Here is a 15298-nt window from a genome sequence, read left to right as displayed (position 1 = left end):
GCATGAACGCCCCCGACACCTCCTCGTCGCAAGGCGCCTTCGGCGGCCTCGACCTGCTCTCCTCCGCGGTGATCCTGCTCGACGACCAGCAACGCATTCGCCATCTCAATCCGGCGGCGGAAAATCTCTTCGCCGCCAGTCAGCGCAGCTGGCTGGGGCGTCCGCTGGAACAGTTGCTGGGCCATTCGCCGACGCTGCGCTCGGCGCTGGACAATGCCCTGGGCAACAACTGGAGCTACACCGGCCACAACATCGAGGTCGCGCGCGGCGAGCGGCCGGCGCTGCACCTGGACTGCACCGTGACCCCGGTACACACCGCCGGCACCCGCCTGCTGCTGGAATTCCGTCCCATCGACCAGCAATTGAAAGCCGCGCGCGAGGAACGCGAGGCGGTGCAGCAGCAGGCCACGCGGGAACTGATCCGCAACCTGGCCCACGAGATCAAGAACCCCCTGGGCGGCATTCGCGGCTCGGCCCAGCTGCTGGAACGGGAACTGGCCAATCTGCCCAACGCGCCGACGCTCAGGGAATACACCGAGGTCATCATCAGCGAGGCGGATCGCCTGCAGGACCTGATGCAGCGCCTGCTCTCCTCCCACCGCGCGATGCAGCCGGCGCCACTGGGCATCCACGAGATCCTGGAGCGGGTGCTGCGCCTGATCCATGCCGAATTCGCCGGGGTACGCGTGCGCCGCGACTACGACACCTCGCTGCCGCAACTGACCGGCGATCCCGAGCAGCTGATCCAGGCCATTCTCAATATCGCCCGCAATGCCGCCCAGGCGATTGTGAGCATGCCTCCCGATCACCATGTCGAAGGCGGCGAGATCGTTTTCCGCACCCGCGCGGCGCGCCAGGTCACGCTGGCGAAGAAACGCTATCCCTTGGCACTCGAATTGCAGGTGATCGACAACGGCCCCGGTATCCCCGAAGAGATGCAGGACAAGATCTTCTATCCCCTGGTTTCCGGCCGCGAGGGCGGCAGCGGCCTGGGACTGGCGCTGGCGCAGAGCTTCATCCAGCAGCACCACGGCAGCATCGAGGTCGAATCGCGCCCCGGCCGTACCAGCTTTCGCATCCTGCTGCCGCTGGCGGCCGACCGCAACGAATTAACAGGTAAGCATTCATGAAACTCCCCCCTTCCCCCCCCTCGCGGGGGGTTCGAATCGGCTCGCTGCACTCGATGTCACGGGGCGCTTCGTGGCAATACCGTTCGATTTCTTACGGTATGCGCCCATGAAACCGGTCTGGATTGTCGATGACGACCGTTCCATCCGCTGGGTCTTCGAAAAGGCCCTGGGACGGGAGGACATTCCCCACCAGAGCTTCGCCACCGCCACCGAGGCCCTGGCCGCCCTGGAGGCCGGCGAACGGCCGCGGGTCCTGGTCTCCGACGTGCGCATGCCCGGCCCGAGCGGCCTGGAACTGCTGCGTCAGGTGAAGGCGCGCTGGCCCGAGCTGCCGGTGATCATCATGACCGCCTACTCCGACCTGGATTCCGCCGTGGCGGCCTTCCAGGGCGGCGCCTACGAATACCTGCCCAAGCCTTTCGACGTGGACCAGGCGGTGGCCTTGGTGCGGCGGGCCATCGACGAGTCGACGCACCACGTTGGTGCCTCCATCACCACCGAACTGGTGCCCGAAATCCTCGGCCAGGCGCCGGCCATGCAGGAGGTGTTCCGCGCCATCGGCCGCCTGGCCCAGTCCCATGCCACGGTGCTGATCAACGGCGAGTCGGGCACCGGCAAGGAACTGGTGGCCCGCGCCCTGCACCGCCACAGTCCGCGCCGGGACGCGCCGTTCATCGCCATCAACACCGCGGCGATTCCCCGCGACCTGCTGGAGTCCGAGCTCTTCGGCCATGAGAAGGGTGCCTTCACCGGCGCCGCCGCCCAACGCCGCGGGCGCTTCGAGCAGGCCGAGGGCGGCACCCTGTTCCTCGACGAAATCGGCGACATGCCCGCCGAACTGCAGACGCGGCTCCTGCGCGTGCTCTCCGACGGCCACTTCTACCGGGTCGGCGGCCAGTCGCCGGTCAAGGCCAACGTCCGGGTCATCACCGCGACCCACCAGCATCTGGAGGCGCGGGTCAAGGAAGGCCTGTTCCGCGAAGACCTGTTCCATCGCCTCAACGTGATCCGCCTGCGGCTGCCGCCGCTGCGCGAGCGGCGCGAGGACATTCCGCTGCTGGCGCGGCATTTCCTTGCCCACAGCGCCAAGGAACTGGGCGTCGACTCCAAACGCCTGACCGACGCCGCCCTGCGCCACCTGCAGAACCTGGAGTTCCCGGGCAATGTGCGCCAGCTGGAAAACCTCTGCCACTGGCTGACGGTAATGGCACCGGGCCAGGCCGTGGACGTGGCCGACCTGCCTGGCGAGATGCGCGAACAGACCGCCAGCAGCGGCCCCATGGACTGGCTGGAAGCGCTCTCGGGAGAAGCCGACCGCCTGATCGCCGCCCGCCCCGGCGAAGTCTTCGATCGCCTGACCCGCGCCTTCGAGGGCACGCTGATCCGGCGCGCGCTGGCCGCCACCGGCGGACGGCGCATCGAGGCCGCCCATTTGCTGGGCATCGGCCGCAACACCATCACCCGCAAGATCCACGAACTCGACCTGGATCACGCCGACGACGCGGATCAGGGATAATCCTCAAGCTGGCCAAGCCGGAAACCGTACGGGAGAGGCTCGCTACGCTCGGATGTTTGGTCAACCGTTTCAATTCGCAATTTCACGCCAACTATCGACTCTCCCGACCGTTCCCATGAAATTCGACCCCCGGCGCCTGGCAGCGGGCGCCTATCCTTTCGCGATGACGGTGGAGCCGCGCTTCGCCGACATGGACATCGTCAAGCACATCAACAACCTCGCCGTCGCCGAGTACTACGAGGAGGCGCGGGTGCGCTTCCTGATGGAAGTCCTCGGCGAGGACTTTCTGTTCCGTGCCCGGGAGTTCCGCCTGCTGGTGGCCCGCGCCAGTTACGACTACCTGCACGAGGCCCGCTACCCGACACCGCTGGAAGTCCGGGCCGGCATCGCCCGTCTCGGCCGCAGTTCCTTCGATCTGGCGATGGCCCTGTTCCAGGACGAACGCTGCATCGGCCTGGCCGACGTGGTGAAGGTCCATCTGGTCGCCGGCAAGCCGGCGCCGCTGCCGGCCGAACTGCGCGCGCAACTGGAATCCCGGGCGCTGCGGCTGGCGCCGACGGGATAAGCGGCGGCCATGCAGATGATGGACAGCACTTTCGACATCGCCGCCACCGCCGCCGCGCTGGGCACCGCCGCCTGCCGCCTCGACATCGACGCCGTGGCGGAATGCGACTCCACCAATACCCGGCTGCTGGAGCGAGCCCAGGCCGGTGCGCCTTCCGGCACCGTGCTGGTGGCGGATAAACAGACGGCGGGCCGGGGACGGCGCGGGCGCCAGTGGGTCTCGGCGCCGGGCGACAGCCTGACCTTTTCCCTGCTGTGGCGCTTCCCCCCCGCTTCCCCGGCGCCGGCCGCCCTGTCGCTGGCCGTCGGCCTGGCGCTGGCGCGCGGCCTGGAGGCCCTGGACGTGCGGGAGGTCGGCCTGAAGTGGCCCAACGATCTGCTGCTGCGGGGACGGAAGCTCGCCGGCGTCCTGGTCGAACTACAGGCGGGAGAGGTGCGCAGCGCGGTGATCGGCATCGGCCTCAATCTGCGCCTGCCGGCCGACCTGCCGCCGGAAGTGGCGGCGGCCGCGCTGGGGCAGGCCCTGCCCCTCGGACCGCAGGCGCCCAGCCGCGAAACAGTGTTGGCGGCGCTCTTGGCGGCGCTGGTGACGACCCTGGACGAATACGCCGACGGCGGCTTCGCGGCCCTGCGCGAGGCGTGGCTGGCGCGCCATGCCTGGCAGGGGCTGCCGGTGCGGATCAGCGGCGGCGAGGTCGCCGAGGGCCGCTGCCTGGGGGTGGACGAGGATGGCGCGCTGCTGCTGGCGTCGGCCACCGGCCCGCGCCGCATCCTGGCCGGCGACGTCAGCCTGCGGCCGGCGGAACCGGGGGACGGCGCCTCATGATTCTTTGTCTCGACTGCGGCAACACCCGCATCAAATGGGGCCTGCGGGAGGGTTCGGACTGGTGCGCACGCGGCGCCTTCGCCACGACGGCCACGCTGACCACGGCAACCGTCGCAGAACTGGCGGCGCACCTGCCCGCCGACCGCATGGCCGCGGTCACCCGCGTGCTGGGCGTCAACGTGGCCGGGCCGGCGGTCGCCGCCGCCATCGAGCGGGGCCTGGGGCGGTCCGTCCAATGGTTGCAGGCCAGCCCCCATTGCTGCGGCGTGACCAACCATTACGAACAGCCGGCGCAACTGGGCGCCGACCGCTGGGCCGCCCTGATCGGCGCCTGGCATCTGCAGCAGGACGCCTGCCTGGTGCTGAGCGCCGGCACCGCCACCACCATCGACGTGCTGGACGCCGGCGGCGGCTTCCAGGGCGGGCTGATCCTGCCCGGCCTCGATCTGATGCGCAGCGCGCTGGCCCGGAACACCGCGCAACTGCCGCCGCAGCCCGGCCATTACCGGATGCTGCCGCGCAACACGCAGGACGCGATCAGCAGCGGCGCGCTGCACGCGACGCTGGGCGCGATCGGCCGCATGTACGCCCATCTGGCCCAGATGACTGCCGGCCCGGTCCCCGCGTGCCTGCTCTCCGGCGGCGCGGCCGAGGCGCTGGCGCCCCACCTCGAGCTTCCCCTGCGGCGGGTGGACAACCTGGCGCTGGAGGGTCTGGCCCACCTCGCCCTGGCGTCCTGAGGCACAATTCGGTGTTTTGATCGACGCATTTTCCCGAGGACCCCATGGAAGCGACCCGCATCGACCTGGAACAGAACGACATCCCCACCCACTGGTACAACGTGGTGGCGGATATGAAGAATCCTCCCGCGCCGCCCCTGGGACCCGACGGCAAACCCGTGGCGCCGGAACGCATGATGGCCATTTTCCCCGGCGCCATCCTGGAACAGGAGATGAGCGCCGAGCGCTGGATCGCCATCCCCCAGGAAGTGCGCGAAATCTACCGCCTCTGGCGTCCCAGTCCCTTGGTGCGCGCCGTGCGCCTGGAGCAGGCCCTGGGCACCCCGGCGAAGATCTTCTACAAGTTCGAGGGCTGCTCGCCGGCCGGCTCCCACAAGCCCAATTCCGCCGTGCCCCAGGCCTTCTACAACAAGCAGGCGGGCATCAAGCGGCTCACCACCGAGACCGGCGCCGGCCAGTGGGGGTCGTCGATCGCCTTCGCCGGCCAGATGTTCGGCCTCCCCGTGCGGGTCTACATGGTGAACGTCAGCTATCAGCAGAAGCCCTTCCGCCGTTCCATGATGCAGACCTGGGGCGCCGAGGTCTATGCCAGCCCCTCGGAGCTGACTCAGACCGGCCGCGACGCCCTGGCCAAGGATCCCAACAATCCCGGCTCGCTGGGCCTGGCGATCTCCGAGGCCGTGGAGGAAGCCGCCGGCCGCGCCGACACCAACTACACCCTGGGCTCGGTGCTGAACCACGTGCTGCTGCACCAGAGCATCATCGGCCTGGAGGCGAAGAAGCAGTTCGAGAAGATCGGCCTCTACCCGGACGTGATCCTGGGCCCCTGCGGCGGCGGCTCCAGCTTCGGCGGCATCGCCTTCCCCTTCCTCGCCGACAAGGCGGCCGGCGAGAAACGCGCCCAGAACCTGCGCTGCGTGGCGGTCGAACCCACCTCCTGCCCGACCCTGACCCACGGCGCCTACGCCTACGACTACGGCGACGCCTCCGGCTTCACGCCGCTGATGAAGATGTACACCCTCGGCCACGACTTCATGCCGCCCGGCATCCACGCCGGCGGCCTGCGCTACCACGGCGATTCGCCGCTGGTCTCGCAGCTCTTCCACGAGGGCCAGGTGGAGGCGGTGGCCGTGCCGCAACTGGCCACCTTCGAGGCCGGCATCACCTTCTCGCGGGCCGAAGGCGTGATTCCCGCACCCGAATCCTGCCACGCGATCCGCGCCGCGATCGACGAGGCCCTGAAGTGCAAGGCGACCGGCGAGCCCAAGGTGATCCTGTTCAATCTCACCGGCCACGGCCACTTCGACATGGCCGCCTACGACAAGTATTTCGCCGGGGAGCTGGACGACTACGCCTATCCGCGCGAGGCGGTGGAAGCCTCCTTGCAGCACCTGCCGCAGGTGGGCTGAGGCCGGGCCGCGATGGTCCTGCTGCGCCTGGCCGTGCTGTTGGCGGTATTCGCCAACCTGGTGTTCTACGCCTGGAACCGGAACGCTCCGGGGGACACCGGCGACGGCCGCGAACCCCGGCGCCTCGCCGCCCAGGTCGCCCCCGAGAAGCTGCGGCTGGTGCCGGCCGCGGAACTCAAGGCGCTGGAAGCGCCATCGATACCCTCGGTGGCTCCCGTGACGGCCAATGGGAGCCGCGAAGCCTGCCGCCTGGTCACGGGACTGAAAGCCGCCGACGGCGAGCGCCTGCGTGCGGCATGGCAGGCCCGGTTGCCTGAACTCCACTTCAAGCGCCTCCCCATCGACACGGCGCCGATGTACCAGATCGCCATCGACGGCCTGCCCGGCCGGGCGGCGGCCGAGGCCAAGCTGGCGGAGGTGCGGGCACTGGGCATCAAGAGCGAAGTGAGCTACGTCAACCCGGCGCCAAGCCGCTATGCGCTGGTCTTCGCCACATTCCGCAGCGAAGCCGGCGCCCGCGAATACCTGGCCGACCTGGCGCACCGGGGAGTCAAATCGGCCCGTATCGTCACCCACCCTTCCTCGCCGCAGGAAAGCCGGATCGAGGCGCGGGGCCCGGAGGCGGGCCTGGCCAGGCTCGCCGAACTGCTGAAGCCCCTGACGGGCGCCAAGCTGGAGGAATGCGCGACACCATGAACCAAGCCCCGATGCGCCATACCTTCATCGTCGGTCTGACCGGCGGCATCGGCAGCGGCAAGAGCGCCGCCGCCGACATGTTCGCCCAACTGGGCGCCGCCATCGTCGACGCCGATGCCGTGGCCCACGACCTGACCGGACCCGGCGGCGCCGCGATGGCGTCGATCCGGGAGGCTTTCGGCCCCGCGCTGGTGACGCCCGCCGGCGCCCTGGATCGGACCGCCATGCGTCAGTTGGCCTTCACCGACCCGTCCGCCCGGGCGCGCCTGGAAGCCATCCTCCATCCCCTGATCGCGGCCGAGGGCGCGGCCCGCATGAGCGCCGCCATGGCGCACGGCGCGCCTTACGTGATCCATGCCGTGCCGCTGCTGGCGGAGTCCGGCGGCGCCCGTCAGCACATGAGCCGGATATTGGTGGTGGATTGCCCGGAAGACCTGCAGGTGAGCCGGGTCATCGCCCGCAACGGTCTGGCGGCCGAGGAAGTGCGCCGCATCATGGCCGTGCAAGCCAGTCGCGCCCAGCGCCTGGCGATCGCCGACGATGTGATCGTCAACGACGGCGATCTGGAGCGCCTGCGGCGTCAAGTCGCCGTATTGCATGCCAAATACCTTGAAGCGGCGACAAAAGCCGTCTTTTCGGGTTGAGATTTAGGCTCGGATCGGGGAGAATCGGGGCGAATTCCCCCAAGGGCCCTGGCGCGTGATCACCTACGAATATCCCCTCAATGAGCGCATCCGCACCCTCTTGCGCCTGGAGGATCTATTCGACAGAAACGCGCATTTCCTCGCCGGTCAGACGCCCGAGGACCATCATGTGGCCCTGGCGACCATGTTCGAGATTCTGGAGGCCGCCGGTCGCGCCGACCTCAAATTCGATCTGATGCAGGAACTGGAGCGGCAGCGCCAGATCCTCCTGTCGTTTCGCAACAATCCGGACATTTCAGAGGACGCCCTCTCCGGCGCCCTCTACGAGATCGAGCAGGCCTCCGCGGGCCTCCTGGCGATGCAGGGCAAGATCGGCCACTATCTGCGGGAAAACGAATGGCTGATGGCCATCAAGAACCGCATTGCGATTCCCGGCGGGGTCTGCGAATTCGACCTGCCGTCGTATCACTACTGGCTGCACCGCGACAGCGCCGTCCGCCAGCACGACCTGGCGGGCTGGCTCAGTCCGATACAGCCGATCCGCCAGGCGCTGGGCATCGTCCTGCGCCTGCTGCGCTCCTCGGGTCGGCCGGAGCAGCAGATCGCCGCGCGGGGCGCCTACCAGTTGATGCTGGCCGGCCGCGTCGCCCTGATGGTGCGCCTGCGCCTGGCGTACGGCGACGCCTACGTACCGGAAATCAGCGCCAGCAAATATGCGCTGAACATCCGCTTTCTCCCTCCCCACATGGACCATCGGCCCAAGCAGGTCGATACGGACGTCAGTTTCGAACTGACCTTCTGCAATCTGTAGCAGTCCCTCTGGGGGCGGACCGGCATCGCCGGCACGCCGCAATCGTCACATGGATTGGATGTCTTCTTTCAGACGGGAAGAGCGGGCCGGGGTGCGCGGACGGCGCGCATCCCGCTAAGGATCAGGAGCAAAGTGGCGACATAGAACACGACCTGGATGCCGAGCGGCGATGCTTCATAGCCGATCAGGGTATGCAGGAAGCGCCCCGGCACGGAGCCGTTGGACAACAGCCAGGAACTGTCCCAGAGCGGCGCGGCCAGGCTCGGCAGCAGATCGGCCTGGACCAGGAAGCGCGCCATCTGGCTGGCCATGGCGGCGGCCAGCACGAGGATCAGCCCGCTGGTCGCGGCAAAGAACCAGCGGGCCGGGATTTTCAGGAATCCCGCGTACAGGGCGTAACCGGCACCGACGCCGGCGGCAAGCCCCAGCGCGCCACCGCCGACGACATTGGCCAATCCGCCTTCGCTGCCGGCCAGCAGGCCATACAGGAACAGCACCGTTTCGGCGCCCTCGCGCAGGATGCACAGGGCGACCACCACCGCCAGCGCCGACATCTCGCGGCTGCCGCTGCTGACGTCGCTGCCCAGTTGCCGCGCATCGCGGGAAAGCTGGGCGCCATGCCTGGCCATCCAGATGTTGTGCCAAGCCAGCATCAGCGCCGCCGCGCCGAGAACGAGGGCATTGAGCAGTTCCTGCCCGATGCCCTCGGCCAGGCCGGCGATCCATTCCGTCAATGCGGCCACGGCCAGCGAGCCGAGCAGTCCCGCGCCGATACCCAGCGACAGCCAGCGGGCCCGCGTCGCCAGGCCGCGGGTCGCGGCGGCGATGATGCCGATCACCAAGGCCGCCTCGAGCGTCTCGCGAAAAACGATGATTGCCGAACCAAGCATTTCCAATTCACTCCGCAATGAGGGCGCCACGCGCCGTTTTGTCATGAAAATCGCCGATGAAGGGGTGTGCCCCGCACCACGCGCTCAGCGCATCCGATACAGGGCCGCCTTGGTGCCGGCGAGCATATCCTTCCCGCGATTCAATTCGTGGTTTTCGAATTCTTCCGGTGTCGCGTCCTGGCCATGAGCACACCCGCTCGACCTTCTGCCCGGCCGGGATGCGCACCTCGGACGGTTCGAAAATGGGGTTGCGAATGGCATGAAACATGAACGCCAGCAATGGTTTCCAATGTCTCTCGCACGCCGGCTAATGATAACTATTCTCGAAAAGAATTCAAAATAAAATTTTGCCGCCGCTGCTGGTGGCGCAGGGCCCCGATCGGATCGAGCCGGGCGGCCTGGACGTTGATCAGCCGCACCGAATTCTGGAACTGGGTGCCATGGACCTTGCGCTGAGCCGTCGTCCGCCAGCCTGATTTCAGATCGGCTGGCTCACGCGTAACTGAGGTTTTCAGGCTCAATGATCGTCAACGGGCATTTCGGACAACAACGACATTGTCATCATAGTGACTACCCTGGCGCTCCCCACCCCCGGCTTTGCCGAGCTGACCCATCCTGTCCGAATATGACCTATCTCCTCAGTTCAAATTGAGCGGCACTTCCCGCATGCTTGCGAAAAATCCCTGAATAGAACAAGAAATGCCGGGGATTAGCCATGCCGGGAGCCACAAGATGCGACGCTTATTCATCACCTATCAGGAGGAAAGAGATGAGAGTCATGTATCGACACAACCGCATTAAACAGATGGCAGCGCTGATCAGCGGCGCCATGTCCGGGGTATTCAGCACGCACGCTTTCAGCGCATCCGACAGCCCTGCCGCGAAATCCCAGGAACTGGAGGAAGTCGTCGTCACGGCGCAAAAGCGCGCCGAAAACCTGCTGGACGTCCCCATTTCGATTACCGCCTTGAGCAGCAAGGCGCTCGAAGCCCAGAACGTGACGGATACCAACTCGTTCGCCAAGGAAATTCCCAATCTGCACATCAAGCAAGGCACGACGGGGACCATCACGCTGGCGATTCGCGGCGTAAGCAACAACGATCCAGCCAACCCTGGCTATGAAAACGCCGTCGGGATTTATACAGATGGCGTTTACTCAGGTATTTCGGCCGGTTCGCTGTTCGATCTGGGGGATGTCGAGCGCATCGAAGTCTTGCGCGGACCACAGGGCACGCTATATGGCCGGAACACCATTGGCGGGGCGATCAACGTCATCAGCAAACGACCCAGCGGAGAACTGGGTGGATCTGTAAAGGTTGGTTTCGGCAATTACGATCTTCGTACCACCAATGCCAGCATCGACTTGCCCACATTCGGCCAGGCGAATGTGGGCTTCGGCACGGTGAAGGCGCGGTTGAGCCTGTTCGAGCGGAAATCCGGCACCATCACCCCCAACGTGCCGGTCAGCTACACCACGGTCTCGAAGCCGACGGCCAACTTCTCCGGATTCGGCAATACTGATCGCAACGGTGTGCACCTGGGTGTGGACTGGCAGCCGAGAAGCAGTATCCAGGTCGCCTATGACTACACCCAATTCAAGGCCAACGATCGCCAGCGTTTGATGCAGATCATCGACGTCGTGCGTCCAAGCTCCTTGCCCGTCGGTTTTGAAAAATATATTCCTCCAGGCCAGCCACCTGCCTTTGGTACTGCCAACCAGGTTCCGTTCTTCAAGACCGACAATGCTACCCATGCGCTTACGTTGACCTGGACCCTGAACGAGAACCTCACCCTCAAGTCCATTACCGGCTATCGAAAATTGACGACATCCGATGCGCAGGACCTGGACGGCAGCAACACTGCGCAGTTCGACTCCCAGCGCTATGGCGATTTCACCCAGTCGACAGAAGAGCTGCAATTGCTAGGCACGTATCAAGGACTGAAGTACGTCATTGGCGGGTATTACTCCAAAGAGAAGCAGAACAGCATCCGTGCCCAGCAGTTCACCAACGGAACCACAACCCGGAACACGACGGCCCACCTGAACAACAGCAACTCGGCGATCTTCGGTCAGATCGACTACACCCCCATAGCGATGCCGAAGCTCACACTCAGCTTGGGCGCGCGACACACCAACGAAACCAAGCAGATGTCGCGCTACATCATGAACTACACCAACAGCACCGGCGTTTATGCGCTCGTCGATCCACCGCCGAACCTGGTACTCCCTCGAATTGAATTCAGCAATACCTCGATGATGTTCTCGCCCAGCTACCGGATCACGGACAAGCTGAATGTCTATTACAAGTATTCGGAGGGTTTCCGCAGCGGCGGTTACGACGGCACGGCGGCGACGATCGCCTCTGCCTCGGTACCGTTCAAGCCGGAGGAGCTCAAGACCCATGAGATCGGCATGAAGTCGCGCTGGCTGGAGAATCGCCTGGACCTGAATCTGGCCCTGTTCCGCAGCTATTACAATGACCAGCAGGTCAACTCCTTCACCGGGACCACTTCCGCAGTTCTGAACGCAGGCAAGTCGAAGATCAACGGCGCCGAACTGGAGGCCAAGGCGCTCGTCATGGAAGGTTTGCAAGTTGGATTAGGACTGTCCTTCCTCAACTATTCCTACCAGAAGTTCGACATGGGACCGCTCATCGGCGATGTTGCGGATCGCGCTCGCATGAACAATGCCCCCCGGAACACAGCCAATCTGTCGATGGACTACACCTTCCCCAGATTCAGCATCGGCAAGCTGGCGCTGCACCTCAATTACAACTATGTTTCGGAAGCGGAGGCCATCGCCATCAAGACAACCGGCGCCGCGCCCAATTCCAAGCTGGACGCCCGTGGTCTGTTCGATGCGCGCATCACCCTATCGGGGGTCAAGGTCAGCAACAATGCCTCACTGCAATTCGCGCTCTGGGGCATGAATCTGACCAACAAGCGGTATGTCGACGGCTTGGTCGATTTCAACACCTTCCGTTCGGGTACACTCGGCATGCCGAGAACATACGGCGCCGATGTGACACTGGATTTTTAAGAGGCGCAAGCCAGTCGCCGGCCTCATTGAATCACGATGAGGCCGGCTGGCCGCATCATGCGGCCCACAGGAAGGACAACGCAGGCGCCACCTTGGATGCCTCTGCTTCCCGAAAACAAGGATTGCTCGATGCCCAAGAAACCTCTGAGCGAACGCAGTTGGTATCCTAACTATGTACTCGCAGTCTTACTGCTCGCCTATATTTTTTCCTTCATCGACCGCCAGATACTGAGCCTCATGGTCGTACCCATCCGGCGCGACTTGGCGATCACCGACTTCCAGATGAGCCTGCTGCAAGGTACGGCCTTCGCGTTGCTCTACTCCGTCATGGCCCTCCCAATTGCACGCCTGGCGGACGCCTACAGCAGACGAACGATCATTTCCAGCGGCATCGCGCTGTGGAGCCTGATGACCGCTGGCTGCGGACTAGCCCGCTCTTATGGCGCATTATTCCTGATGCGGGTGGGCGTCGGCGTTGGAGAAGCCGCACTGTCGCCAGCGGCCTATTCGCTGCTGAGCGACTATTTCTCGAAGCAGCGCCTGGCCCGGGCAGTCGCCATCTACAGCCTCGGCATCAGCCTGGGCAGCGGACTGGCCTACTTGGCGGGCGGCCTGCTGATGGAAGCGGTTTCCAAAATATCCGTCATCGAACTGCCCCTGCTGGGTGCCATGAAATCCTGGCAGGTAGTCTTCATCGTCGTCGGCTTACCCGGCCTACTGATCGCTCTGCTGATGGCATATATCTCGGAGCCGGCGCGGCGCGGCGCGCTGCACGACGCTTCGGGCCAAAGACAAAAGCTCAAGATGCGGGAAACCTTGAGTTTCCTGCTGGCTCGCTGGCGTCTCTATCTCGTTTTCCCGATTGCCACCGGGTTTCTCGGCATTTTCTCCTTTGGGCTGATGGCCTGGTACCCAACTTTTCTGATCCGAACTTTCGGCATGTCGATCGGTGAGTCCGGCATATATTTCGGACTGACGTATTTGATCGTTGGCACGCTGGGGACTTACTCCGGCGCCCGCTTTGCCGAGAAGCTTCAGCACAAATATCCCGACATCCACATCCGTTTCGTGATGATTTCCGCTCTGGTGATGGTCGTGCCGAGCGTACTGGGTCCGCTGATGCCCTCGGCGCCGTTGGCGCTGGCGATGTTGATACCAACGATTTTTCTCAAATGCAGCTATTACGGCAGCACCGGCTCCGCGATGCAATTGGTGACGCCCAATCAGATGCGCGCCCAGGTGTCCGCCTTGCAGATCTTCTTCGGCAACATCATCGGCCTGGCGGTTGGCGCATCTTCGATTGCCGCGCTGAACGATTTCGTCTTTCACGACGACAATGCCATTCATTTCTCCTTGGCATTGGTGGCCGGGACTTCCTGCGTGGGGGGGGCACTGCTCCTGGCCTCCTGCCTGAAACCCTATCGCCGTGCCCTGCTCGAAGCCAGGACCGTGGAAGAAACCGCCCATGCATCGGATGATGATGCGCGGACGCGGACGAATTCCGCTTGCGACAACGCCATGGCGAAAAGCTAAGCGCCGGCACACCTTGCCCGGCCAGGTCGGCCGGCGGCCGCGTTCATGGCTCAGCCAATGACACCGTTGCGATGAAGGCGGGCGAGTTCATTGTCGTCGAGCCCCAGCTCGGTATTCAGAATTTCCACCGTATGCTCCCCCACCCAGGGCATGCGGGATTCCGGCCCTTCGCTGACGGCAGACATCTTGATCGGATTGCCGGCCACCAGCACCGGTGGTCCATCGCCATTCGGGCGAGGGATTTCGACCAGTGCGTCATGGGCGCGCACATGGGGATCCTCCACGAGTTCCCCATGGAACAGGCATGGCCCGGCGGGCACACCCTTGACCGCCATCAACTGGCAGACGTCCATGCGCGTCCGGGTCGCGGCCCATCCCTCGATACTTGGACGGATCAGCGATTCGATGTGCCGCCCCCAGCCGAGCCGGGTACTCAATCGCTCATCCGTCAGCCAGGATTCGCATCCGATCAGATGTGCCAAGGACGCAAACTGGTGTTCTCGCACCACCTGCAGCATGAACCAGCCATCCTGGGCGCGGAAGGTATGATGAATGCCAGGCTGGATGAGCTCCTCGTCGGGATTGCGCCGCAGCCCGAGGGACCAGACATTCATTCCGTAATCCGCCATGGCCAGCATCGCATCGAACATGGCGATATCGACATGCTGGCCTCGGCCGATCCGATCCCGGTGCCGCAGGGCGGCCAGCACGCCGATCACACCAAACATGCCCGCACCGGTATCGCCCAGACCGGCGACCGGATTGGGAATCGGGGGCCGATTCGGCAGGCGCGCATGTTCGTAAACACCCGACATCGCTTCGGCGACGGCCGCATAGGCGGGCCAATTCTTGTAGGGTGACGCCCGTGTCTGACCGAAACCGGAAAGCGAAAAATAAATCAGATGTGGGTTGTCTGCCGACAGGTTCGGGTAATCCAATCCCAGCGCGGCCAGTGTTCCGGGTTTGAAGTTCTCGCAGAAGACGTCGTAGCGGGCAAGCATCCGCTTCAGCAAGGCACGTCCATCCTCGTGCTTGAAGTCGATGCAGATGCTGCGCTTGTTAAGATTGTTGCGCAGAAATGTTGCGCCAAGAGGGCGCCCTTGAGGGTCCAGTACACCGGGTTGGGCCAGGCGGCCCGGCTCTCCTTTTCCCGGTTGTTCGACTTTCACCACCTCCGCCCCCAAGCGGGCCAGCAACTGCGTTGCCCAGGGCAGGGACTGCATCTGCTCCAGAGCGAGCACGCGTACTCCGGCAAGCGGCTTACCAAAGCCCATTGCTTCTTCGTTACCGACGTCACCCAGCTTCATGGTCTTACCCAGCCTCCCGGTCCGAATACGCCCATCTGCGAGAAAACCAAGGCGATCAAGAATTTCGCGCTACCGACGATCGATTCTAAATTTTCGAAAATCGTTTGCACTGGAAATCGCAAGGCATGAGCTGCCAAAACGGGTCAAATCCGGCCCCGCCAGGAAAGGCTCGATGAGTATCTTGCTCAGGTC

The 15298-nt window shown here is 64.6% G+C and carries 14 protein-coding genes; 11 read left to right on the top strand and 3 right to left on the bottom strand.

All coding sequences use genetic code 11. The annotated features are described in order from the left end of the window. The first annotated feature begins 2 nt into the window (after positions 1-2). From glnL to zapD, 9 genes are all read left to right on the top strand, one after another. Positions 3-1130, top strand: a complete 1128-nt coding sequence (gene glnL, locus B9N43_RS12540) for a nitrogen regulation protein NR(II) (RefSeq protein ID WP_145842515.1) — start codon at positions 3-5, stop codon at positions 1128-1130. 106 nt (positions 1131-1236) lie between these two features. Further along, positions 1237-2646 carry a nitrogen regulation protein NR(I) gene (gene ntrC / locus B9N43_RS12535; RefSeq protein WP_145842513.1) on the top strand — a complete coding sequence of 470 codons (1410 nt, stop codon included), beginning with the start codon at positions 1237-1239 and terminating at the stop codon, positions 2644-2646. Between the two features lie 115 nt (positions 2647-2761). After that, positions 2762-3211, top strand: a complete 450-nt coding sequence (locus B9N43_RS12530) for an acyl-CoA thioesterase (RefSeq protein WP_186453809.1) — start codon at positions 2762-2764, stop codon at positions 3209-3211. Between the two features lie 9 nt (positions 3212-3220). Further along, on the top strand, positions 3221-4036 hold the full coding sequence (locus tag B9N43_RS12525; RefSeq protein WP_222428726.1) for a biotin--[acetyl-CoA-carboxylase] ligase: 816 nt from the start codon (positions 3221-3223) through the stop codon (positions 4034-4036). Further along, positions 4033-4776: a type III pantothenate kinase gene (locus tag B9N43_RS12520; RefSeq protein WP_145842511.1), complete on the top strand. Its 744-nt coding sequence runs from the start codon at positions 4033-4035 to the stop codon at positions 4774-4776. The genes B9N43_RS12525 and B9N43_RS12520 overlap by 4 nt, the downstream gene beginning before the upstream one ends. A gap of 44 nt (positions 4777-4820) precedes the next feature. After that, complete coding sequence (locus B9N43_RS12515; RefSeq protein WP_145842510.1) at positions 4821-6185, top strand: TrpB-like pyridoxal phosphate-dependent enzyme; 1365 nt, start codon at positions 4821-4823, stop codon at positions 6183-6185. 12 nt (positions 6186-6197) lie between these two features. Continuing rightward, positions 6198-6881 (top strand): SPOR domain-containing protein, encoded by a 684-nt coding sequence (locus tag B9N43_RS12510; RefSeq protein ID WP_145842509.1) that lies wholly within the window; start codon positions 6198-6200, stop codon positions 6879-6881. Beyond that, positions 6878-7525, top strand: a complete 648-nt coding sequence (gene coaE / locus B9N43_RS12505; RefSeq protein WP_145842508.1) for a dephospho-CoA kinase — start codon at positions 6878-6880, stop codon at positions 7523-7525. Before B9N43_RS12510 ends, coaE begins: the two co-directional genes overlap by 4 nt. A gap of 55 nt (positions 7526-7580) precedes the next feature. Continuing rightward, positions 7581-8336: a cell division protein ZapD gene (gene zapD, locus B9N43_RS12500; RefSeq protein WP_145842507.1), complete on the top strand. Its 756-nt coding sequence runs from the start codon at positions 7581-7583 to the stop codon at positions 8334-8336. A 68-nt stretch (positions 8337-8404) separates the two neighbouring features. Here zapD and B9N43_RS12495 read toward each other — a convergent pair whose 3' ends face one another. Further along, entirely contained in the window at positions 8405-9226 is an 822-nt protein-coding gene (locus tag B9N43_RS12495) for an FTR1 family protein (RefSeq protein WP_145842506.1), read from the bottom strand. Between the two features lie 317 nt (positions 9227-9543). Beyond that, on the bottom strand, positions 9544-9747 hold the full coding sequence (locus B9N43_RS12490; RefSeq protein WP_145842505.1) for a hypothetical protein: 204 nt from the start codon (positions 9745-9747) through the stop codon (positions 9544-9546). A gap of 248 nt (positions 9748-9995) precedes the next feature. Between B9N43_RS12490 and B9N43_RS12485 the strand changes: the two genes are divergently transcribed. Together B9N43_RS12485 and B9N43_RS12480 are read left to right on the top strand one after the other, a co-directional pair. Beyond that, entirely contained in the window at positions 9996-12266 is a 2271-nt protein-coding gene (locus B9N43_RS12485; protein ID WP_186453808.1) for a TonB-dependent receptor, read from the top strand. A gap of 96 nt (positions 12267-12362) precedes the next feature. Continuing rightward, positions 12363-13799: a spinster family MFS transporter gene (locus B9N43_RS12480; protein WP_186453807.1), complete on the top strand. Its 1437-nt coding sequence runs from the start codon at positions 12363-12365 to the stop codon at positions 13797-13799. A gap of 50 nt (positions 13800-13849) precedes the next feature. On the opposite strand, the gene B9N43_RS12475 is transcribed toward B9N43_RS12480, so the two are convergent. Further along, positions 13850-15106 carry a CaiB/BaiF CoA transferase family protein gene (locus tag B9N43_RS12475; RefSeq protein WP_145842502.1) on the bottom strand — a complete coding sequence of 419 codons (1257 nt, stop codon included), beginning with the start codon at positions 15104-15106 and terminating at the stop codon, positions 13850-13852. Between the last annotated feature and the right edge of the window lie 192 nt (positions 15107-15298).

It is taken from the genome of Denitratisoma sp. DHT3 (genome assembly GCF_007833355.1).
Lineage (GTDB): Bacteria > Pseudomonadota > Gammaproteobacteria > Burkholderiales > Rhodocyclaceae > Denitratisoma.
This window is presented reverse-complemented; position numbering and strand designations above follow the sequence as displayed.